This window comes from Roseibacterium elongatum DSM 19469 (assembly GCF_000590925.1).
In the GTDB taxonomy this organism is placed as follows: Bacteria; Pseudomonadota; Alphaproteobacteria; order Rhodobacterales; family Rhodobacteraceae; genus Roseibacterium; species Roseibacterium elongatum.
The window spans coordinates 1431732-1453511 of the sequence record NZ_CP004372.1 but is presented as its reverse complement, the minus strand read 5'-3'; the positions used below and the strand labels follow the sequence as shown (position 1 = coordinate 1453511).

Sequence of the window (21780 nt, the reverse complement as noted above, 5' to 3'; positions counted from 1 at the left end):
CCATGCAGTGTCTCCTCGGTGCGTCATGGGGGAGACTAGGTCGCGTGCGGGGCAAGGGCAATCCGACCGCCCCGCCCCGACGCGGCCTTTTCATCACATGTTCGGGTAATTCGGCCCGTCACCGCCCTGCGGCACGGTCCAGTGGATATTCTGCGACGGATCCTTGATGTCGCAGGTCTTGCAGTGCACGCAGTTCTGGAAATTGATGACAAAGCGCGGCGCCTCGTCCTTTTCCTCGACCACCTCGTACACGCCGGCCGGGCAGTAACGCTGCGCCGGTTCGGCGTATTCGGGCAGGTTCACCTTGATCGGGATCTCGGGATCCTTGAGTTGCAGGTGCGAGGGTTGGCTTTCCTCGTGGTTGGTCATCGAGAAGCTGACATTCGTCAGCCGATCGAAGCTGATCTTGCCGTCGGGCTTGGGGTAGTCGATCGGCTTGTATTCCTCGGCCTTGCCCGTGTGCTCGGCATCGGACATACGATGCTTGAGCGTGCCGAAGGGGTTCCAGCCCGTCAGGCTGCCGACCCACATGTCGATCCCGCCCAGGATGACACCGCCGACGATCCCGTAATGCGACCAGAGCGGTTTGACGTTGCGCACCGGCTTGAGGTCGCGCGCGATGGGCCCGTCCTCGTGGATGTAGTCGTCATAGGCGGTCAATTCGTCGCCCGAACGCCCCTCGGCGATGGCGGCGGCCGCGGCCTCGGCGGCTTCGATGCCGGACAGCATCGCGTTGTGGTTGCCCTTGATGCGCGGCACGTTCACCAGTCCGACGCCACAGCCCAGCACCGCCGCGCCGGGCGCCACCGCCTTGGGCATGGATTGCCAGCCGCCCTCGGAAATGGCGCGCGCGCCATAGGCCACGCGCTTGCCGCCTTTCAGCAGGTCTTCGATCATCGGGTGATGCTTGAACCGCTGGAATTCCTGGTAGGGCGACAGGTAGGGGTTTTCGTAGTTCAGATGCACCACGAAGCCCACGTAAACTTGGTTGTTCTCGAGGTGATAGACGAACGATCCGCCGCCCGCGTTCTTGCCCAGAGGCCACCCCATCGTGTGCATGACATGGCCCGGCTTGTGTTTGGCGGGGTCGATTTCCCAGATCTCTTTCATGCCGATGCCGAATTTCTGCGGGCATTTGCCGTTCTGCAGACCGTATTTCGCCATCACCTCCTTGGTGAGCGAGCCGCGCACCCCTTCGCCCAGGAAGACATACTTGCCGTGCAGTTCCATCCCCGGTTCGTAGCCGTCGCCGGGTGTGCCATCGGGGTTCTTGCCGAACTCGCCCGCGACGACACCCTTGACCTCGCCATTTTCGCCATAGACCAGTTCCGAGCAGGCCATGCCGGGGAAGACTTCGACCCCCAGTTCCTCGGCCTGTTCGGCCAGCCAGCGGCAGACATTGCCCATCGAGACGATGTAATTGCCGTGGTTGTTCATCAGGCGCGGCATCACCGAGTTGGGGATGCGCATGCCGCCGGCGGCGCCGATGATGTAGAACTTGTCGTCGGCCACAGGCGTGTTCAGCGGCGCGCCCTTTTCCTTCCAGTCCGGGATCAACTGGTTCAGGCCGACCGGGTCGAGGATGGCCCCCGACAGGATATGCGCCCCGACTTCCGACCCCTTCTCGAGCAGCACGACGCTGAGATCGGGGTTGATCTGCTTGAGACGGATCGCGGCGGACAGGCCCGAGGGGCCGGCACCGACGATGACCACGTCATATTCCATGCTCTCGCGTTCGATATCGGACATCCACTTCCCTCTGGTTCGTGTCGTGACCCTGCTCTGAGACCACATCTCGCGCAACAATCTTTCGCGAAGGCCTATTGGACAAGACGGCGGTGGTCAATCATGACCCGGCAGCACGTTGTCGCAGCGCAGCATCGGATCGGCAATTTGTCCAGCCCTTGACGACATGCCTCGGGCGATGTGACCTCGGCCCGCGTCGGGCTAGGTGCCCGTCGAGACCATATCGGGGGTGTCATGCGTTACGTCTATCTTCTGCTCGTCATCGTCGGGGCGATTGTGCCCTGGATGTATTTCTATGCCTGGTTCGCCGAACATGGCTGGGCGTTGGGCCCGATGATCGACGCCTGGTATGTCAACGATGCCACCAGCGCGCTGGTCTACGATCTGACCATCGCTGCCGTGGCCCTGACGGTCTGGGCCCTGGTCGAGGCGTTCGGGAAAAGGGACTGGTGGTTCCTTCTGGTCATTCCGGCGACCTTCGGCATCGGGGTCAGTTGCGGCCTGCCGCTGGCGCTGTTCCTCAAGACGCGGACGCCCGCAACCGCCTAGGCCCCTGGCCAGGTGTCCGACAGGCGATAGCCCGCCGGAAAGGGATCGGTCGGGTCGAGCATGTGCTGATGCGTGCCGGTGATCCAGGCCTGACCCGAGATCTCGGGCCGGATGGCAGGGCGTTGCCCGACATGGGCCTCACCCAGAATCTGCCCCTCGAATTCCGTCCCGAGGATGGACACCCCGGTGAACCGATTCCCCACGCCCATCCGGCCCGTGGCGTGCAACAGCGCCATGCGGGCCGACAGGGCCGTGCCGGTGGGCGAGCGATCGATCTTGCCGGGGCGGATGGCGACAACGGATTGCGCGCGATAACCCCCGGGCGCATCCAGCAGCGTGCCCGCAAAAAGGCAAAAGGAATGGTGCGTCCAGTCGGGTCGTTCCGGGTGGTCGAAGCTCATCGCGGCATCGGCGGCGGCCGTGATCCGCACCCCAAGTTCGGCCAGGGCGCGCGCATTGGCGGGCGTCAGCTCCAGCCCGATATCGGCGGCGTCGACAACCACGAAACTGTCACCGCCAAAGGCGGTATCGACCCGCAGGCGGCCAAGGCCGGGCACCTCGATCCGCGCGTCCAATTCGACGGCAAAGGCGGGCAGGTTCTCGACCGTCACGCGCGTGACCTTGCCGCCCTCGCATCTGGCGCGAATGTGGATCAGGCCGCCGGGCGCCTCGAGCGTCAGTTCGGTCACGGGCTCGACCATGGCGATGATGCCGGTTTCCAAAAGGACGGTGGCGACGCAGATCGCGTTCGAGCCTGACATGGGCGGCGTATCGTCAGGCTCCATGATGATGAACCCGGCATCGGCGCGCGGATCCTTCGGCGGCACCAGAAGGTTCACATGCCGAAAGACACCACCGCGCGGTTCGTTCAGGACCAGCGCCCGCAAGGTGCCATCGCGCGCGATCCAGCGGCGCTGGTCCCACAAGGTGTCGCCCGGCGGCGGCGCGACACCGCCGGTGATGACATCGCCGACCTCGCCCGCCGCATGGGCCGAGACGGTGTGGATGACGCGACTTGTCCTCACACCGTCAGGATGGTGGAGCCGGTGGTCTTGCGCGCCTCGAGCGCGCGATGCGCCTCGGCCACATCCTCGAGCGGGAACCGCTGATCGATGCGGATCTTCACATCCCCGGCCGTGACCTTTTCGAACAGGTCGCGCGCCATCTGCTGGCAGGTCTCGTGATCGGCGATATGGGTGAACAGCGTCGGGCGCGTGATCTTGAGCGAGCCCTTGGCCCCCAGCGTGGCGACCGCAAAGGGTGGCACCGGGCCGGACGCATTGCCGAACGAGATCATGAAGCCCAAGGGCCGCAGACTGTCCAGCGAGCCCTCGAACGTGTCGGCGCCCACGGCGTCCATCACGACGTCCACACCCTTGCCATCGGTCAGGTCCCGCAAGCGGGCGACCCAATCCTCGTCACGGTAGTTGATGCAGGCATCCGCGCCGTGATCGAGCGCCAACTGGCACTTGGCCTCGGTGCCTGCGGTCCCGATCAGGCGAATGCCGTCAGATTTCGCCCATTGGCAGGCGATCAGCCCCACGCCCCCGGCAGCGGCGTGAAACAGAACGGTGTCGCCCGCCGCAATCGGTGTCGTGCGCCGGAACAGGTATTGCACGGTCAGCCCCTTGAGCATCATAGCCGCGCCATCTTCGAAGCTGATGGCATCGGGCAGCGGACAAACCTGTGCCGCGGGCATCACGCGCTCTTCCGTGTAGGCACCGGGCGGTTGCGCGGCATAGGCGGCGCGATCACCGACCTTCAGATGCGTCACGCCCTCGCCCACAGCCTCGATCACGCCGGAGGCCTCCATCCCCAAAGCGTGCGGCAGGGTCATCGGATACAGGCCGGATCGCTGGTAGCAGTCGATGAAGTTCAGCCCTACCGCCTTGTGCCGGATGCGGATCTCGCCGGGGCCGGGCGCGCCGACCTCCCGGTCGATGATCTTGAACTGTTCCGGGCCGCCATGGGCCTCGATGATCGCGGTTTTTGCCATGGTCTTCCCCCTCGCGCTTTGGTCACGGGTCAGCCTAGCCGGGACACGGGCGGCGTCCAGCCTATTTGAATGTGCGGTGGGGGATGATATGCGGCCCCGCGCAGGTGAACAGGGCGCAGACAGCGCAAGGGCAGAGCCATGGACCATTTTCTTTATCGCGACGGCACGCTTTTTGCCGAAGACGTGCCGATCCGCGACATCGCCGCGTCTGTGGGAACGCCGTTCTACGTCTATTCCTGCGCGACCCTGACCCGTCATTACCGCCTGTTCGAAGAGGCGCTGTCGGGCCTCGATCACCTGGTCTGCTTTGCCGTGAAATCGAACGGAAACCAGGCGGTTCTGGCCCATTTGGCCAAGCTTGGCGCAGGGATGGACGTGGTGTCCGGCGGGGAATACCGCCGCGCCAGGGCCGCGGGCGTGCCGGGTGAGCGGATCGTCTTTTCCGGCGTCGGGAAAACCGCAGAGGAAATGCGGCTGGCGCTGGAGGGCGGCATCCGGCAATTCAACCTGGAATCCGAACCCGAAATGCAGCGGCTGTCGCGCGTGGCCAGCGAGATGGGCACGATCGCCCCCGTCACCGTTCGGGTGAACCCCGATGTCGACGCGCGCACCCACGAAAAGATCGCCACCGGCAAATCCGAAAACAAGTTCGGCATCCCCATCGCCCGCGCCCGCGAGGTCTATGCCGAAGCCGCCGCCCTGCCCGGTTTGGATGTCATCGGCATAGACGTGCATATCGGCAGCCAGTTGACCGATCTCGAACCGTTCGAGATCGCCTATGAAAAAGTGGCCGAGCTGACCCGTCAGTTGCGTGCCGACGGGCATGACATCCGCCGCCTCGACCTGGGAGGCGGCCTCGGCATTCCCTATGAACGCTCGAACAGCGCCCCACCCCTGCCCATCGAATACGGCGAGGTGATCAAGCGCACGGTCGGCGATCTGGACGTCGAGGTCGAGATCGAGCCGGGGCGCCTGATTTCGGGCAATGCCGGGCTGCTGGTGTCCGGGGTCACCTATGTCAAACAAGGCGAAGGGCGCGATTTCCTGATCCTGGATGCCGCGATGAACGACCTGATCCGCCCGGCCATGTATGGCGCGTGGCATGACATCATCCCCGTCGAGGAACCCGCGCCCGGTGTCGACCAGACCCCTTACGACATTGTCGGGCCGGTCTGCGAATCGGGCGATACCTTTGCCAAACAGCGCCATATGCCCCCCTTGGCCGAGGGCGATCTGGTCGCCTTCCGATCCGCAGGGGCCTATGGCGCGGTGATGGCCTCGGAATACAACACGCGCCCCCTGATCCCCGAGGTGCTGGTGAAAGACGATCACTTCGCCGTCATCCGGGCCCGACCGACATTTGACGAGATCATCAAACGCGATACTGTTCCCGAGTGGCTATGAGGCCCGGCAACCGGGGCAGATGCACCCCGAGAGGGAAATCTTGACCGATCAGACCACCCCCAAGGATGCGGCGCTTGCGCGCCTGATCTGGCCCCTGCGCCTGACGCGCCTTGGGATGGTGGCTGAACGCGTGGCGCGGGCATTCTGGCCCTTGTGGTCCATTGTTTTCCTGGCCGTGGCGGCGTTTGCCTTTGGTCTGGCCACCGCGCTGTCGCAGCCACAGCTATGGGCGGTGATGGGGACTGTCGGCATCGCGGTGATCTGGGCAATCGTCCGCGGCCTGCGCCGGTTCCGCATGCCAAGCCGTGGCGAGGCGCTGGACCGTCTGGATGCAACCATGCCGGGGCGACCGATCACGGCGCTTCTGGATCACCCCACCGTCGGCGCCGGCGACCCGGCCAGTCAATCGGTCTGGGCGGCGCATATCGCGCGCATGGCCGACCGCGCCAGCCATGCCCAAGCCCCGCCCCCCGATCTGCGACTGTCTGCAAACGACCCCTATGCCCTGCGCTACATGGCAGCCACCGCGATCGCGATGGCGCTGTTGTTCGGCACGTTGGGTCGGGTGGCGGATGTGGGCCAAGCCGTCGTACTGGGGCCGGGTGCGGCCTCGGCCAGCGGCCCCTCGTGGGAGGGTTGGGTCGAACCGCCGATCTATACCGGCCTGCCCTCACTCTATCTGGCCGACATCACGGACGAGCGCTTCGACGCCCCGGCAGGGTCGCGCATCAGCTTGCGGTTCTATGGCGACCCGAACGACATCACGGTCGAAACCGATGTGGGCGATCTGCCCCCGGTCGGCGAAAACCCGACCCTGTCGCGCAACGTGACGCTGGAACGCTCTGGAACGCTGTCGATCTTTGGCCCCTCGGGGGCGCGGAGTTGGGACATTTCGATGCTGGCAGACGCCCCGCCCGCCGTCGCGCTCGAGGGCGAGGTGGAACCGGGGCCGCCGGGACAGATGCAGCTCAGCTTCACGGCCACGGACGATTACGGGGTCGTGTCGGGCACGGCCACCCTGCGCCTGAACCCCGACGCCGCCGATCGCCGCTATGGCCTGCGGATCGCGCCGGAACCGCGCGAGGCGCTGGTCCTCAGCCTGCCCATGCCCTTCCGCGGCGGGCGCGAGGCGTTCACCGAGGTGATGGTCGAGGACCTGTCCGAGCATCCCTTCGCCAACCTGCCCGTCAGCCTGACACTGACCGTTACCGACGATGCGGGCCAGATCGGCACCGTCAGCTACGATGTGCCCCGCCTGCCCGGACGACGCTTTTTCGACCCCCTCGCCAATGCCGTGATCGAAATGCGCCGCGACATCCTGTGGAACCGCGAAAACGCAGCGCGGGCCGCAGACCTGTTGCGCGCCATCACCTACCACCCCGAGGAGGGCCTCGACGAGGGCGCTTACCTGCAATTGCGCACGGCGATCAGACGGCTTGAATCGGGCATCGACTCGATCAGCGCCGAAACACGCGATCAGGTGGCCGAGATCCTTTGGAACGTGGCGCTGGAATTGGAAGATGGCGATCTGGACGACGCGCTCGAGCGGCTGCGCCGGGCCCAGGAACGCCTGTCCGAGGCGATGCGGCAAGGGGCCAGCGACGAGGAAATCGCCCAGCTCATGCAAGAGTTGCGCGAGGCGATGAACGACTACATGCAGCAACTGGCCGAGAATGCCGAGCCGAGTGACGGCACCGATGAGCCGGATCAGGGCGAGCGCATGGAAATGTCGATGGCCGATCTCGACGAGATGCTGCGCCGGATCGAAGAGCTGATGCAGGAAGGCCGCATGGCCGAGGCGCAGGAAATGCTCAACGCGCTTCAGCAGATGCTGGAGAACATGGAGATCACCCAGGGCGAAGGCGGCGATGGCCCCCAAACCCCCGGCCAACAGGCGATGGAGGGGCTGCAGGACACGCTGCGCGACCAGCAGGACCTGTCGGACGACAGCTTCAGCGAGTTGCAGGAACAGTTCGGCGGCCAGCCCCAGGGTCAGCCGCAGCCGGGCCAGCAGCCCGGACAGCAGGGCCAGCAGCCCGGCCAGCAACAGCCGGGGCAACAGGGGCAGCAGCCCGGTCAACAACCCGGTCAGCCCGGCCAGCAACCCGGTCAGCAGCAGGACGGGCAAATGCCCGGCAATCAGCAGGGCGCAGGTCAGGGCGGCGAGAATGACGGCATGACGCTGGCCGAACGCCAGGAGGCGCTGCGCCGGCAACTCGAGGAACAGGCCCGTCGCCTGCCCGGCACCGGCAGCGAAGCGGGCGACGAGGCCCTGCGCCGTCTGGACGAGGCCGGACGCGCGATGGACGAGGCGGCCGAAGCGCTGGAAAACGGCGATATCGCCGGCGCGCTCGACCTGCAATCCGAGGCGATGGAAGGCCTGCGCGAGGGAATGAGCGAACTGGGCCGTGCCCTGGCGCAGGACGAGGGGCGCGAGCCGGGCCAGGGCCAGGCCGAGGGGTCGATGGCCCCCGACCGTCCCTTGCAGGACCCGCTGGGTCGGCAGGCTGGCAATGCGGGGTCGATGGGATCGGACGAAGACATGGAAGCGCGCGAAGAGATGTTCCGCCGCTCACGTGAATTGCTGGATGAATTGCGCCGCCGCTCGTCCGAGCAGGACCGCCCGCAGATCGAGCTGGACTACCTGCGGCGCCTGTTGGATCAGTTCTAGGGCGTCCGCGTCACTTCGCCTGATCGCGTCCGGGTCACAGCTGACGGTCGTCGCCCAAAAGCCCCTGAACAACGCCGTCCAGCCAAATCCGCGCCGCATCCACCAGACCGACGAAGCGCGCGATCACGGGCTCGGCCTGCGGCAGCCAGTCGGTCAAGAGGCCGGCATTGACATAGGCCCATGTCAGCGCCGCCGCGACCATCAGGCTCAGGGCAAAGCCCAGCCGCGTGCCGCGGCGGCGACGCAGCGCCGTATCGACGGTGTCCACATCGCTGGCGTCCGCCTCGCTGGCCGCGCGGTCGCCCGTGGCCCGCAGGGTCGAGTTGATCTCTTCGATATCCGGCAAAAGGTCACGTCGCGTTCCCTCGGCATGTCGCGTGCTGCCTTGGTGCACATCGAACGCGTCGCGCGCCTCGTGTAGATCGTCGGCATCCGGGGTCGGCTTGGCACGGCCGCGCCCGGCAGGTTGATCCAGCGGCATCTCGGCCTGGGTTTCGACCGGATCGGGCTGACCGCGCCGCAACCGCGCTTCGCGCTCGGCTTCCTGCCGCAGGATTCGCGCACCTCGGGGTCGATCGGGCGCCGCGGTCTGGGGCCCGCAGCCGCCGTCCTGTCCGACCCTTGCGGGTCGGTCGCGCCGGGATCCTGCGCCTGTGTGGCCGCGTCCGCCTCGGCGGGGTCCGGGCCGCGGGTCGGATCGGCGGACGGCCCAGCCTCCGCCTCGGGCGCGGCGGGCGCTTCTGGTTCGGGGCGTCGTCCGGGTTGAAACCAGGTCGATCCGCAATTCGAGCATTGGACATCCCGGCCATCGGGCGGAATGAGACCATCGTCCACCTCGTAGCGGGCACCGCAATTGGGGCAAGTCAGCCGCATGAGATCCAAGCTTTCTCTGTCAGCGCTGCGGGTCCCGGTCCGTGCCGCAACCAGCCTGTTGACAACTTGTATCAACGCCCCCCGCGCTTTCCAAGCATCCCTTTTCAGACAGCTTTTTCGGTCTTGCACCACCCCCACGCGGCGGACCCTGCCCACCGACAGAGGCCCCTGCGATTGCAACGCCGCCTCATTAGTTGCAAGACAGGGGCGGACAGAAGCGGGGGCAAACCGTGATCGAAATGGACGAGGCCGCCTATGGCTATGGCAACGAACCCTTGCTCGAGGGGCTGTCGCTGCAATTGCCGCGGGGGTCCTTTCACTTTCTGACCGGGCCGTCGGGCGCGGGCAAGACAACGTTCCTCAAGCTCTGCTATGCCGAACTGCTGCCAACGGCGGGCCATGTCACCCTTCTGGGTCAGGACGCGGCGGCCCTGGCTCGCGATGACGTGGCCGATCTGCGCCGCCGGATCGGCGTCGTCCATCAGGATTGCCAGTTTCTCGACCATTTGCCGACAGCCGAGAATATCGCCCTGCCCTTGACCGTCGCGGGGCGCGCCACGCCCGATCAGGCCGCCAACCTGTCCGAGTTGATCTCGTGGGTCGGTCTGAAATCGCGTGCCCATGCGCTGCCCCCGGAACTGTCGGGCGGCGAGAGGCAACGCGCCGCCCTGGCCCGCGCGATCATCATGGATCCCGACGTCATCCTGGCCGACGAGCCCACGGGCAATGTCGATTGGGACATGTCGCTGCGGCTGCTGCAACTGCTTGTCGAGTTGAACCGCATGGGCAAGACGGTGGTGATCGCCACCCACGATCTGCCGCTGATCCGCGCGGCGAAAAGCCAGGTTCAGGCCCGTGTGCTGCGCCTGCAGAGTGGGCGCATCTCGGTTGCGGGGGCGGACCTATGAGCATCCTGAGCGACCTTGTGGCCCTGATGCGGGGCGATGCGCAGGCCGATCGGGTGGTTCCCCGAACGGGACAGGCCGCGCGGCTGTCGCTCGCAACCTCGGCGGCGATGGCGTTTCTGGCGGTGTTCGCGATGGCGCTGTCCATGGCCTCGGGCCGGCTGGCCGATCGCTGGTCGGATGCCTTGGCGCGCACCTCGACCATACGGCTTTCGGCCCCGGCCGCCGAAGTCGAAGCGCAGACCTGGGCGGTGCTGACCGTTCTGCAGCAAACGCCCGGCGTCGACTCGGCCCGCGCCCTGACGGACGAGGAACAACAGGCGTTGCTGGCCCCCTGGTTCGGCCCGGAACTGCCGGTCGAGGATTTGCCCATCCCGCGCCTGATCGAAGTGACCGAAACCGCCCAGGGTTATGACGCCGACGGGTTGCGCCAACGGCTGGCGGCCGAGGCACCGGGCGCCGTTCTGGACGATCACACGCGCTGGCGGCGGCCCCTGGTCGAAGCGGCGGGGCGCCTGCGCCTGTTGGGGGGGATCTCGCTGATCCTGATCCTTGGCGCGACCGGGGCGATGGTGACGCTGGCCGCGCAATCGGCGCTGGCCGCGAACGAACAGGTGATCCGCGTCACAAGGCTGGTAGGGGCGCGCGATGCCTATATCGCGCGGGCATTCGTGCGCCGCTTCACCTTGCGGGCCTTGACGGGCGCTGCAGTGGGCACCGCCTTGGGCGTATTGGCCGTGGTGCTGTTGCCCGGCGCGGGGGACAGCGACAGCTTTCTGACCGGCCTTGGCTTTGCCGGACGCCAATGGCTTTGGCCGCTGACGATCCCGATCCTGGCGGCCATCACCGCATTCGCCGCGACGCGCGTCGCGGCCTTCCGTACCTTGAGGGGCCTGAAATGATCCAGTGGGCGCGATCGCTATTGTTCATCCTGCAGATGTATGCCGCGATGCCGATCATCGCGATCCTCTATCTGCCCTGGGCCTTGGCCAGCCGGGCGGGGGCCCATGCCGCCTGCCATGCCTATTGCCGCTGGGTGATCTGGACAGCGGGCTGGATGGTGAACCTGCGCTCCGAGGTGCGGGGCACCCCGCCCACGGACGAGGTTCTGATCGCCGCCAAGCATCAGTCCTTTCTGGATATCATCCTGATCTACAACGCCATCCCGCGCGGTAAATTCATCATGAAACGCGAGTTGATCTATGCCCCGATCCTCGGGCAATACGCGCTGCGCATCGGCTGCGTGCCGGTGAACCGGGGCAAACGCGCCCAGGCGATACAGCAGATGATGGAGGGGGTGAAATCGGGAAAGCAGGAGCCCGGGCAACTGATCATCTACCCACAGGGCACCCGCGTCGCCCCCGGCGTGGATGTGCCCTACAAGATCGGCAGTGGGGTGCTCTATCGCGAGTTGGACCAGCCCTGTGTGCCGGTCGCCACCAATGTCGGCGTCTTCTGGCCACGCCACGGACTCTATCGCAAGCCGGGGCTGGCGGTGGTCGAGTTCCTGCCACGGATCGAGCCGGGTCTGCCAACCGAGCAGTTCATGGCGCGCCTGCGGGACGAGGTTGAAACCGCCTCGACGGCGCTGATGGCAGAGGCCGGCTTTCAGCGGGACGCGGCATGAGGTTCATCGACACGATTGCGCAGCTCGACGCCGTCTATGACGCCGATGTCGTGCGCGCGTCCCTGACCAAGGTCGCCGATCATCTGACGCCGCTTTACCGCAAATGGATCGAGGCCGCGCGGTTCTGTGTTCTGGCCACCGTCGGCCCCGAAGGCACCGACGCCAGCCCGCGGGGCGATGACGGGCCCGTGGTGCGCGTGCTGGATGCACGCACCCTCGCCCTGCCCGACTGGCGCGGCAACAACCGCATCGACAGCCTGCGCAATATCGTGCGCGACGGGCGCGTCAGCCTGATGTTCATGGTCCCGGGCTCCGACAATGTGATGCGCATCAATGGCACCGCCCGGCTGACCGCCGACCCGCACATGACCGGCAGCTTTCTGCAAAGGGGCAAACATCCGCGGAGCGTGATCGTCGTGACGGTGGACGAGGTCTACTATCAGTGTGCCAAGGCGCTGATGCGCTCGGACCTTTGGGCGCGCGGTGACGAAAGCGCGCGGGTGCCCACGGCCGGTCAGATGACCCGCCAGATGGACGCAGGCTTTGACGCCGAAACCTACGACCGGACCTATCCAGAACAGGCAAAGGAGCGGATGTGGTAACGCGGATCCTGAGCCGGGTGTTCTTTGGCGCGGCGGTCGTCTTTCTGGCCCTCTTGGCCGTTCTCGCCGGCTATGCCCTGACCGGGAACCTTTACGACTGCGCCGAGGGCGGCCGCATATGCCGCGAAGGGATCGGCGCGCTCTATATCGGGTTGATCCTGCTGACGGCCTCGGCGGCCAGCTTCACCATTGGCGCGTGGATCAGGTCTGCGGGCTAGGCCGCACCGATCTCGGACAGCGAAACATCCGCCTCATGGTCGCGGCCATAGGCGACAAGCCCGATCGAGCGCACCTCCTCGGGGGCGATACGGCTGCGCATCAAGCGGCCGGAGGGCTCGAACCCGGACAAGGGCAGGGTCACCTCGGACCATGTCGCCGTCGTCGGAAAGCCCGCCTGAAAATATTGCCAGGGCAGGCGGGTGCGGGTTGTGCGCAGATGAATGAAATAGCGCTCGCCATTGCCCCGCACGCGCAGGCGCAGCGCCGTGGTGCCCGCGGGCAAACCGTCGGGAAGGGCCGTTCGCGTCTGGATGAACCCGCCCCTGTTTTCGGTCGATACGGTGCCTGTCAGGCGGATCGCGCCGCCCTCCATACGCGCCTGCCCCTGCGAGACACCGCCCATGACGGTATCGGCAAGGTAGGACCAGTCGAGATCTGCAACCGGGGTCATGGTGCCAAGCTGTAACGCATGCGCGTCCCGAGGCAAGGCCAACAGGCTGGCAGGTAGCGCGGCGAGAAGCGCGCGGCGCGAAATCACGCCGCCAGCCCCTTGGACCCCATGTCGAGGTATTTGCGCCGCCGCGACGCGATCAACTCGTCGCGTGTCGCGTCCTTGAGTTGGGCCAGCATCGCGCGGATGGATTTGCCGACCTCTGTGATGGTGGCCTCGGTATCGCGTTGGGCACCGCCCAAAGGCTCCTTGATGACCAGGTCGCAAACGCCCAGCTTGTGCAGATCCTGCGCCGTCAGGCGCAGGGCCTCGGCGGCCTCTCGCATCTTTTCGGCGTCCTTCCAAAGGATCGAGGCGCAACCCTCGGGCGAAATGACCGAATAGACCGAGTGTTCCAGCATCGCCAGTCGGTCGGCGGTGGCAAAGGCCACGGCCCCGCCGGACCCGCCCTCACCGATGATGATGGAAATCACCGGCACACCGACTTGCAGGCATTTCTCGGTCGAGCGGGCAATCGCCTCGGACTGGCCGCGTTCCTCGGCCCCCTTGCCGGGATAAGCCCCGGGCGTGTCGACCAGGGTGATGACCGGCAGGCCAAAGCGATCGGCCATGTCCATCAGGCGCACCGCCTTGCGATACCCCTCGGGGCGGGCCATGCCGAAATTGCGCTCGATCCGGGTCTTGGTGTCATGGCCCTTTTCATGGCCAATGACGATGACGGGCTGATCGTCGAATCGCGCCAGCCCCCCCATGACCGCATGATCGTCGGCAAAGTTCCGATCGCCGGCCAGCGGCGTATACTCGGTGAACAAGGCCTTGATATAGGCCTCGCAATGGGGCCGTTCGGGGTGACGGGCCACCTGGCATTTCCGCCAGGGGGTCAGGTTCTTGTACAGATCGACCAGCATGTCGGCCGCCTTCTTGTCCAGCGCGGCGGCCTCGTCCTCGACATTCGCCTCTTCGTTGCGGCGCGCCAGGGCGCGCAATTCCTCGGCCTTGCCCTCAAGCTCGGCCAGCGGTTTTTCGAAGTCGAGATAGTGCATGGCGGCGTTCACCCGTTCCGTTGCGTCCTGCGGTATATGGCCGGGGTGCCGCCCGGATGCAACAAGCCGCGGCAAGGGCCGCGACCCGGATCTGATGTGCACCATCGAAAAACCTTCCAGAAGGTTTTTCGGCGCCGAAGATTGTTCGTGAACAATCTTCCCGTCAGCTGGCGGCGATCATCTCGGCCTGCTTGACGATCACCTCGGCCTGCTTGATCGAGGCGATATCGACCAGACGTCCCTTGTAGACGGTTGCGCCGGCGCCTTCGGCCTTGGCCTTTTCCATAGCTTCCAGGATTTCGCGTGCCTCGGCCACGGCGTCCTCGGACGGGGTGAAGACCTCGTTGGCCAGCGTCACCTGCTTGGGGTGGATCGCCCATTTGCCGACCATGCCCAGCGTGGCCGAGCGGCGAGCCTGTGCGCGGAAGCCCTCATCATCCGAGAAATCGCCGAACGGGCCGTCGACCGGCAGAACCCCATGCGTGCGGCAAGCGGCGACTATGGCGGCCTGCGCCCAGTGCCACGGATCGCTGTAATGGCGCTGTCCCTCGTGGTGCATGTAGTAGTTTTCCTGCGTGCCGCCGATGCCCGTGGTCTGCATCCCCATCGACGCCGCGAAATCGGCGGCGCCCAGGCTCATGGCGTGCAGGCGGGGGCTGGCGGCGGCGATGTCCTCGACATGGGCGATGCCGGCGGCCGATTCGATGATGACCTCGAACCCGATGGCTTTGCCCCGCCCCTTGGCGGCCTCGATCGACGACACGAGCGCGTCGACGGCGTAGATGTCGGATGCGTTGCCCACCTTGGGGATCATGATCTGGTCAAGGCGCTCGCTGGCCTGTTCCAGCAGGTCGACCACGTCGCGATACCAGTACGGGCTGTCGAGCCCGTTGATCCGAACGCTCAGCGTCTTGCTGCCCCAATCCACATCGCCGATGGCCGCGATGACGTTCTTGCGGGCCTCGGTCTTGTCATCGGGGGCGACCGAATCTTCGAGGTCGAGGTTGATCACATCCGCGTCCGAGCCGGCCATCTTCTCGAAGATCGCAGGGCGCGAGCCGGGGCCGAACAACTGGCAGCGGTTTGGGCGGGCGACGGGTTGCGGCTGAATGCGAAAGCTCATGGCAGCTCCTGGGATGTATGCGACAGTATATTTCGTACAATTCGGGCCGAGGGATAGAATGCTGCGCAAGCAAGCGCAAGTGCTGCACTGCCGCAAACCCGTGCGGCATGGCCACCCCGGGGACCCGCCCGCCCTAGCGCCGGCGATCGCGCTTTCGCGTCCGGCGGCGTTGCGCCGCCTCGGTCGGGATCAGGATCAGCGCCGCGCTTGCGCCGAGGATCGCGTCGATGCCCGGGGAACCAAAACTCAGGTGAAACAGCGACCTGAGAAAGTACAGGACCAGAACGGCGCCAAAGGCGATCAGGATGGATGGCACGATGCCATTATGCGTCCAGCCCCATTTCTCGAACAGGTACGCCACGATACCGGCCAGCATCAGCGACCCGAAGAACGAAAACAGGATCATGTCAGGCTGTCCCTTCCTCTGTGCCCAGCATCGTGCCGGGGCTGAGCCTTGCGCCGCGCAGCCAGTCGGCGGTCGCCATGGGCGGCTTGCCTTGGGGCTGCACGCGCGTGATCTCGACCGCACCCCGGCCGCAGGCGACGGTCAAGCCGTCCAGCACCTCGCCCGGCCTGCCCGCACCCGCTGCCATTCGCGACCCCAGCAGTTTCACCCGCGTGCCCGCGATCATGGTCCAGGCGCCCGGAAAAGGCGAGAGGCCGCGGATCTTGCGATCGATCGCCTCGGCTGGCTCGGTCCAGTCGACACGCGCCTCGGCCTTGTCGATCTTTTCGGCATAGGTCACGCCCTCATCGGACTGCATCTTGGGCGACAGATCGGGAAGACGACGCAGCGCGTCGACAATGGCCTCGGCCCCCAGGACCGAGAGGCGGTCATGCAACGCGGCGGCGGTTTCCTCGGGGTGGATGGGGATGGCCCGGCGCAACAGGACCGGGCCCGTGTCCAGACCCGCCTCCATCTGCATGATGCAAACGCCGGTTTCCGCATCACCCGCCATGATCGCGCGCTGGATCGGCGCTGCCCCGCGCCAGCGCGGCAGCAGACTGGCATGGATGTTCAAGCAGCCATGCAGTGGCGCATCGAGCACGGGCTGCGGCAGGATCAGCCCGTAGGCGACCACCACGGCAACATCCGCCTGCAGGGCGGCAAAATCCGCCTGCGCCGCGTCGTTGCGCAGGCTTTTGGGGTGGCGCACCGGCAGGTTATGCGCCTCGGCCGCGACATGCACGGGGCTTTTGCGATCTTTCTTGCCGCGTCCCGCGGGCCGGGGCGGTTGGGAATAGACACAGGCCACCTCGTGCCCCTCGGCCACGAGCGCCTCGAGGACGGGAACCGAGAACTCGGGCGTGCCCATGAAGATCAGGCGCATCAGGTGGCTTTCCTTGCTTTGCGCAGCAGCATGTCACGCTTTACCTTGGACAGGTTGTCGAAATACATGCGCCCGTTCAGGTGATCGATCTGATGCTGAACCGAGGTGGCCCACAGGCCCGTGAACTCGCGCCGGACGCGCAGGCCATGATGATCGGTGAAGGCGACGACCACAGGGTCAGGCCGAACAATGCGGGCATGCACCCCCGGCAGGTTCGGGCTGCCCTCGTCATGGGGGCGGGTGCCGGGGCCCGATGCAACGATTTCGGGGTTGGCCAGCCGCACGGCAAAGCCGCGTTCGTCGCTGGCATCGACCACGGCAAGGCGCAGCATCACGCCGATCTGCGGCGCGGCAAGGCCAACGCCCGGCACCGCCTCCATCGTGTCGATCATGTCGTCCCAGATGCCGCGGATCTCGTCGGTGACCTCGGCCACGGGCTCGGCCGGGGTGCGCAGGCGTTTGTCAGGCCACGGAATACAGGGGCGTGCGGTCATGGCGCGGCGGCCTCGGTGATGAGGATGCCATCGAGGTGGTCACGCTCGTGCTGGACGCAGACGGCGTCGAACCCGTCAAACCGCGCCTGACGGACCTCGCCCGACAGAGCGCACCAGCGCAGGTCCACCCATGCGGGCCGCGTGACGCGCACGGCACGGTCGGGGATCGACAGGCAGCGTTCCTCGTAGATCGCCGTGTTCTCGGACGCGGCAACGATCTCGGGGTTCACGAAGACCGTGGGGCTCGGCTTTCCCGCCTTCCACGTCGTGTCAGTGACGAAGATGCGCGCCGACACACCGATCTGCGGCGCGGCAAGGCCGCGACCCTCGGCCGCATAAAGCGTTTGCAGAAGGTCCATCGCCAACTCGCCCAAGGCTCCGTCGAACCGCTCGACCGCCGCGCAGCGCCGCGACACCACCGGGTCGGGGGCAAGGACGACCGGGCGCACCGCCATCAGCCGGCTTCCCGCGCGCGCTCTTTCTTGAGCTTGACCATTTTGCGGGTGATCATCTGACGCTTGAGCGGCTTGAGGTAATCGATGAACAGCTTGCCGTTCAGATGGTCGATCTCGTGTTGCACACAGGTTGCCCACAGCCCGTCGAAGGTTTCGCGCTGTGCGTTCCCGTCGCGGTCCATCCAGGCGACCGTCACCTCGGCGGGGCGCTCGACATCGGCAAATATCTCGGGAATTGACAGGCAGCCTTCCTCGTAGACATTCATCTCGTCCGACTGTGCGACGACCTCGGGGTTGAACATGGCGACAGGACGGGACGTGCCCCCTTCGTCCTTGGCGCAGTCCAGCACGATCAGGCGGTTCATCACGCCGATCTGCGGCGCGGCCAGGCCGATACCGGGCGCCGCATACATGGTTTCCAGCATGTCATCGGCCAGCACCCGCAAATCGTCCGAAAGGTCGGGAACGGGCGCGACCACCTTTTTCAGACGCGGGTCGGGATGGATCAGGATGGGTCTTATCATGCCGTTCAAATAAGCGATCCGGGCCGCGCTCGCAACTCGGGCCCGGCAGGCAACTTGACCTTGCGCGGGCAAGACGGGAGAAATCTTGCGATCCCCTTGGTGGCTGGTTGCGCATGCGTGGCGAAATATCCCTATCATCGGGAATAACTAGGACATATGTTCCATTTTTTGGGATTGATTTGGAACCATCATTCTGGTTCTTGACGAAAAGACGAACAAAACCGGTTGCAGGGCACAGACATGAGTTTCGACGAGATCATCGACCGACGCGGCACGCATTGCGTCAAATGGGATGCCATGGAGTCCATTTATGGTGTTTCCCCCGACACCGGGCTGGCCATGTGGGTCGCCGACATGGATTTCCGCCCGCCAAACTGCGTGCAGGACGCCGTGCGTGCGATGCTCGATCACGGGATCTATGGCTATTTCGGCGACGACAGCGCCTACAATGCTGCGATCCAGTGGTGGATGGACCATCGCCACGGCTGGATGGTGAACCCCGAGTGGATCTTTACCACCCATGGGCTGGTGAACGGCACGTCCATGTGCCTCGACGCCTTCACGAACGAGGGCGAAGGGGTGGTTTTGTTCACGCCCGTCTATCACGCCTTCGCCAAGGTGATCCGCGCCTCGAACCGCGACCTGCGCGAATTGGAGATGGCGATCGAGGATGGCATCTACCGCCTCGATTTCGAGGCATTCGACGCCCAGATGACCGGCAACGAAAAGATGCTGGTCTTCTGCTCGCCCCATAATCCCGGTGGCCGCGTCTGGACCCGCGAAGAGCTCGAGGGCGTGGCCGAGTTCGCGCGCCGCCATGACCTGATCGTCGTGTCCGACGAGATTCACCATGATCTGGTGATGCCGGGGCAGTCGCATATCCCGATGGCGAAAATCGATGGTCTGGCCGACCGGCTGGTGATGATGACGGCCGCCACCAAGACCTTCAACATCGCCGGCGCCCATGTCGGCAACGTGATCATTGCCGATCCCGACCTGCGCGCCCGCTTCGGCGCACGGATGATGGCCCTTGGCATGTCCCCCAACAGTTTCGGCCTGCACATGGTTACCGCCGCCTACTCGCCCGAGGGCGCGGCCTGGGTGGACGAGTTGATGCGCTATGTCGCCACGAATGCCCAGGTGTTCGATGCCGGGATCGCGGACATTCCCGGCGTCACCTCGATGCCGCTGCAATCCACTTACCTGTCCTGGGTCGATTTCTCGGGCACCGGCATGGCGCGCGAGGAATTCACCGCCCGTGTCGAGAAACAGGCCGGGATTGCCGCGAACCACGGGCCGACCTTTGGCAAAGGCGGCGACAGTTGGCTGCGCTTCAACCTTGCCGCGCCGCGCTCGGTGATCGAGGATGCGGTCTCACGGCTGCAACGCGCCTTCGGCGATCTTCAATAGACGTCACGCGCCACGGCGCTGACGCAACAGATACAGGGCGAGGCTGCCGATGACGACGGCCCCGCCCGCCAGCATCAGCGGCGTGGGGGCCTCGCCATAGCCCAGCCAGACCCACAGCGGCCCCAGCACGGTTTCCAGCAGCATCAGCAGCGACACGTTCGCCGCCGCCGTGTGACGCGCGGCGACTGACAGCGCAAAGAACCCGGCTGGCAGGATCAGCACGCCTGTGATGGCAATCGCCCAGACCGCGCCGTGGTCCATCTGCGCCGGCCCGGTGAGGGCCACCCCCACCGCGCCTGCCACCAACGCGCCACCCCCGACGGCCGGCAGAATGGGCAATCCGCCCGCCCGCCGGATCAGCACGAAGGAAAAGGCAAGGCAGGCCGCCACACCCAACCCCATCAGACCGCCCCAAAGGCTGGCCGCGTCCCACGGGGCGCTTGCATCGGGCTTTCCCAAAATGGCCAGCGCGATCCCGGCCAGAACAGCGGTGATGGTCACCCATGTTGCGCGACTGGTCGGCTCGCCCAGCATCAACCGCGAGAAAACGGCGGCAAAAACCGGCACCGTCGCCACGCCAAGCAGAACAACCGTGACCGGCGCGATGGCGATCCCGATGGAGAACAGGGCCCCGTTCACCGCCTGAGACAGGACAACGCCCAGCCCCGCCAGACTGGCCAGCGCCGCGATATCGGCACGCCGTTTCCCATGGCGCAACACGGCCCAGACAGACAGCATCACCGCGCCCATCAGCACACCGCGCCAGCCCAGCATCTGCAGGCCGTCCATACCGGACATCCGCATCAACAGCGTGTCGGGGGTCAGCATCAGGGCCCCGACCGCCGCCAGCGCGACACCGAAAAGGGGATGGTGCCGGCTCATGCCAGTGCCCTGATCAACTCAGCCTCATGCCCATGGCCAAGGATCCACCCCTCGACAGGGTCCCCTTCGGCCAGCATGACGTTTAGCCGCGCGGGCGACAGCCGCGACAGGGCCCGCGCAAGCGACCTGACCTGCACCGCATCGAGGATGTCGCCGTCGCGCATCTGCGACTTGATCGCCCCATCGATCAGGCCCGGATACAGCTCGGCCAGCACGATCGGGCGATCCGCCTCTTGAAACGGGGCGACGGCCAGGTCATCGCCATAGCGGTCCCGCAACGCCTGCAACCTGGGGATGCCCAGCAGCGCCTGCGACCCGACCGACCCTGCGCCCATCAGCTGAAAACAGGATTTCGCGCGCGGCACCCGGTGTTCGATCCGGCGGCGTTCGTCGAAGGCAAAACCTGCATAGGCGGGTTTGCGAAACGGCAGGCCGGCCACCGCCCGGGATTGGGGGTGGCCCCAGAACGGCCCGTCACCCTCGAACAGGCTGTTCAGCGCGGCGGCCACATTAAAACGATTGTTCGCGTTGCGGTCGTCATCCTCGATGCGCCGGGCCAACTCCGCCCACAGCGCCAGCGGATCGTCCGAGCCTGTGACCGCCCGCCCAAAGCCCATCGGATAGGCGAAAGGAAAATCGAAAACCACAAGAACCCGCCGCCCGGCCCGAAGCTCTGCATCCATAAGGCCGGTCAACCAGAGCAGCGCATGGGCCCTTGTGCGATGGTAGCTGCCGGCCAGCCGCCCGTTCCGCGCCATGCCGATATGAATCGCGTCCTTGCTGGGTTTCGCGGGCGAGGGGGCGGCCCGCGCCGACCAATCCACCACCAGGATGGTGTCGAACGCCGCGGTCCGGGCCTGCAGGATCATGTCCGCCTTGGCCAGGTCTTCGGGCGTGTTCACGTTGAAGAACGCCTCCGCATCCTCGAACAGCACGCTTTGCGCGCCCACGCTGTCGGCCCAGAGCCGGACCTTGCGCATGCTCTGCGCCAAGGCGGCGCGCAAATCGTCCCGCAACCCGACGGACCACAGGCCCGCCACCGGATGCAGCCCATCGGCCGCCTCGGCCAGCACCGCCGGGGCGTCGATGCGCGCCAAGCGGGCGACAAGGTCCGGCGGCAGGAACGGCGTGTCGACCGCCACCGTCACGACCCGCCCTGCGCCGCAGGCCGCGGCCCAGTCCATCGCCGCGAGGATGCCGCCCAAGGGGCCCTGCCCCGGCACGGCGTCGGGGATCACGGGCAGCCCCACGGCGCGAAACGGGTCAGCAAGGGGCGCGTTCACCGCCAGCGCGGAACACTGCGCCGCCATACGCGCGGCGACATGCGCCACCAGCGGGCGGCCCGCCAGGTCGGCAAACGGCTTGTCCCCGCCGATCCGCCGCCCATCGCCCCCGCAGGATCACACCGGGCACATCGTTCAACGCCGCCGCCATGACACCCCGTCATTCCCCCCATCACCATTGCGCGTTTGCAT

Annotated in this window: 23 protein-coding genes and 1 pseudogene; 9 read left to right on the top strand and 15 right to left on the bottom strand. The window is 66.1% G+C overall.

The window, feature by feature from the left end; translation table 11 throughout:
* Positions 1-93: 93 nt before the first annotated feature.
* Positions 94-1749 (bottom strand): electron transfer flavoprotein-ubiquinone oxidoreductase, encoded by a 1656-nt coding sequence (locus tag ROSELON_RS06905; RefSeq protein WP_025311691.1) that lies wholly within the window; start codon positions 1747-1749, stop codon positions 94-96.
* Between the two features lie 231 nt (positions 1750-1980).
* On the opposite strand from ROSELON_RS06905, the gene ROSELON_RS06900 reads away from it, so the two are divergent.
* Positions 1981-2295 carry a DUF2834 domain-containing protein gene (locus ROSELON_RS06900; protein WP_025311690.1) on the top strand — a complete coding sequence of 105 codons (315 nt, stop codon included), beginning with the start codon at positions 1981-1983 and terminating at the stop codon, positions 2293-2295.
* Here the strand turns inward: ROSELON_RS06900 and ROSELON_RS06895 are convergent.
* The gene (locus tag ROSELON_RS06895; protein ID WP_025311689.1) at positions 2292-3320 is read right to left on the bottom strand and encodes a trans-3-hydroxy-L-proline dehydratase; all 1029 of its coding nucleotides are present in this window, start codon (positions 3318-3320) and stop codon (positions 2292-2294) included. The genes ROSELON_RS06900 and ROSELON_RS06895 overlap by 4 nt on opposite strands.
* Positions 3317-4291 carry a quinone oxidoreductase family protein gene (locus ROSELON_RS06890; protein ID WP_025311688.1) on the bottom strand — a complete coding sequence of 325 codons (975 nt, stop codon included), beginning with the start codon at positions 4289-4291 and terminating at the stop codon, positions 3317-3319. Before ROSELON_RS06890 ends, ROSELON_RS06895 begins: the two co-directional genes overlap by 4 nt.
* Before the next feature lie 138 nt (positions 4292-4429).
* On the opposite strand from ROSELON_RS06890, the gene lysA reads away from it, so the two are divergent.
* Positions 4430-5695 carry a diaminopimelate decarboxylase gene (gene lysA / locus ROSELON_RS06885; RefSeq protein WP_025311687.1) on the top strand — a complete coding sequence of 422 codons (1266 nt, stop codon included), beginning with the start codon at positions 4430-4432 and terminating at the stop codon, positions 5693-5695.
* 19 nt (positions 5696-5714) lie between these two features.
* Entirely contained in the window at positions 5715-8366 is a 2652-nt protein-coding gene (locus ROSELON_RS06880; protein ID WP_025311686.1) for a TIGR02302 family protein, read from the top strand.
* Positions 8367-8400: 34 nt separating this feature from the next.
* Here the strand turns inward: ROSELON_RS06880 and ROSELON_RS18685 are convergent, their stop codons facing one another.
* Positions 8401-8889 carry a hypothetical protein gene (locus ROSELON_RS18685; protein ID WP_025311685.1) on the bottom strand — a complete coding sequence of 163 codons (489 nt, stop codon included), beginning with the start codon at positions 8887-8889 and terminating at the stop codon, positions 8401-8403.
* A 254-nt stretch (positions 8890-9143) separates the two neighbouring features.
* Positions 9144-9239 (bottom strand): annotated as a pseudogene (locus ROSELON_RS18935) (zinc-ribbon domain-containing protein); the annotation flags it as partial.
* 230 nt (positions 9240-9469) lie between these two features.
* On the opposite strand from ROSELON_RS18935, the gene ROSELON_RS06870 reads away from it, so the two are divergent.
* The 5 genes from ROSELON_RS06870 to ROSELON_RS06850 are packed head-to-tail and all read left to right on the top strand — an operon-like array spanning position 9470 to position 12591.
* Positions 9470-10147, top strand: coding sequence for a cell division ATP-binding protein FtsE (locus ROSELON_RS06870; RefSeq protein ID WP_025311684.1), 678 nt, complete (start codon positions 9470-9472; stop codon positions 10145-10147).
* Positions 10144-11046 (top strand): cell division protein FtsX, encoded by a 903-nt coding sequence (locus ROSELON_RS06865; RefSeq protein WP_025311683.1) that lies wholly within the window; start codon positions 10144-10146, stop codon positions 11044-11046. The genes ROSELON_RS06870 and ROSELON_RS06865 overlap by 4 nt, the downstream gene beginning before the upstream one ends.
* Positions 11043-11771, top strand: a complete 729-nt coding sequence (locus tag ROSELON_RS06860) for a lysophospholipid acyltransferase family protein (RefSeq protein ID WP_025311682.1) — start codon at positions 11043-11045, stop codon at positions 11769-11771. The genes ROSELON_RS06865 and ROSELON_RS06860 overlap by 4 nt, the downstream gene beginning before the upstream one ends.
* Positions 11768-12373: a pyridoxamine 5'-phosphate oxidase family protein gene (locus ROSELON_RS06855; RefSeq protein WP_025311681.1), complete on the top strand. Its 606-nt coding sequence runs from the start codon at positions 11768-11770 to the stop codon at positions 12371-12373. The genes ROSELON_RS06860 and ROSELON_RS06855 overlap by 4 nt, the downstream gene beginning before the upstream one ends.
* Positions 12367-12591, top strand: a complete 225-nt coding sequence (locus ROSELON_RS06850) for a hypothetical protein (RefSeq protein WP_156945881.1) — start codon at positions 12367-12369, stop codon at positions 12589-12591. Before ROSELON_RS06855 ends, ROSELON_RS06850 begins: the two co-directional genes overlap by 7 nt.
* Here the strand turns inward: ROSELON_RS06850 and ROSELON_RS06845 are convergent.
* The 8 genes from ROSELON_RS06845 to def (ROSELON_RS06810) form a co-directional block, all read right to left on the bottom strand.
* A complete protein-coding gene (locus tag ROSELON_RS06845) occupies positions 12588-13043 on the bottom strand; it encodes a CIA30 family protein (protein WP_025311679.1) in 456 nt (151 codons plus the stop codon). The genes ROSELON_RS06850 and ROSELON_RS06845 overlap by 4 nt on opposite strands.
* 83 nt (positions 13044-13126) lie before the next feature.
* Complete coding sequence (locus ROSELON_RS06840) at positions 13127-14086, bottom strand: acetyl-CoA carboxylase carboxyltransferase subunit alpha (RefSeq protein WP_025311678.1); 960 nt, start codon at positions 14084-14086, stop codon at positions 13127-13129.
* A gap of 163 nt (positions 14087-14249) precedes the next feature.
* Complete coding sequence (locus tag ROSELON_RS06835) at positions 14250-15209, bottom strand: L-malyl-CoA/beta-methylmalyl-CoA lyase (RefSeq protein WP_025311677.1); 960 nt, start codon at positions 15207-15209, stop codon at positions 14250-14252.
* A gap of 133 nt (positions 15210-15342) precedes the next feature.
* Positions 15343-15615 carry a hypothetical protein gene (locus ROSELON_RS06830; protein ID WP_025311676.1) on the bottom strand — a complete coding sequence of 91 codons (273 nt, stop codon included), beginning with the start codon at positions 15613-15615 and terminating at the stop codon, positions 15343-15345.
* Between the two features lies 1 nt (position 15616).
* Positions 15617-16540, bottom strand: coding sequence for a methionyl-tRNA formyltransferase (fmt, locus tag ROSELON_RS06825; RefSeq protein ID WP_025311675.1), 924 nt, complete (start codon positions 16538-16540; stop codon positions 15617-15619).
* Complete coding sequence (def, locus tag ROSELON_RS06820; RefSeq protein ID WP_025311674.1) at positions 16540-17034, bottom strand: peptide deformylase; 495 nt, start codon at positions 17032-17034, stop codon at positions 16540-16542. The genes fmt and def (ROSELON_RS06820) overlap by 1 nt, the downstream gene beginning before the upstream one ends.
* Complete coding sequence (gene def, locus ROSELON_RS06815; RefSeq protein WP_025311673.1) at positions 17031-17489, bottom strand: peptide deformylase; 459 nt, start codon at positions 17487-17489, stop codon at positions 17031-17033. The genes def (ROSELON_RS06820) and def (ROSELON_RS06815) overlap by 4 nt, the downstream gene beginning before the upstream one ends.
* Positions 17489-18013: a peptide deformylase gene (gene def / locus ROSELON_RS06810; RefSeq protein WP_025311672.1), complete on the bottom strand. Its 525-nt coding sequence runs from the start codon at positions 18011-18013 to the stop codon at positions 17489-17491. Before def (ROSELON_RS06810) ends, def (ROSELON_RS06815) begins: the two co-directional genes overlap by 1 nt.
* A gap of 240 nt (positions 18014-18253) precedes the next feature.
* Between def (ROSELON_RS06810) and ROSELON_RS06805 the strand changes: the two genes are divergently transcribed.
* Positions 18254-19423, top strand: a complete 1170-nt coding sequence (locus ROSELON_RS06805) for a MalY/PatB family protein (protein WP_025311671.1) — start codon at positions 18254-18256, stop codon at positions 19421-19423.
* 3 nt (positions 19424-19426) lie between these two features.
* Here ROSELON_RS06805 and ROSELON_RS06800 read toward each other — a convergent pair whose 3' ends face one another.
* Together ROSELON_RS06800 and ROSELON_RS19040 are read right to left on the bottom strand one after the other, a co-directional pair.
* Positions 19427-20305 (bottom strand): DMT family transporter, encoded by an 879-nt coding sequence (locus ROSELON_RS06800; RefSeq protein WP_038650262.1) that lies wholly within the window; start codon positions 20303-20305, stop codon positions 19427-19429.
* Complete coding sequence (locus ROSELON_RS19040) at positions 20302-21654, bottom strand: NTP transferase domain-containing protein (RefSeq protein WP_342665333.1); 1353 nt, start codon at positions 21652-21654, stop codon at positions 20302-20304. Before ROSELON_RS19040 ends, ROSELON_RS06800 begins: the two co-directional genes overlap by 4 nt.
* Between the last annotated feature and the right edge of the window lie 126 nt (positions 21655-21780).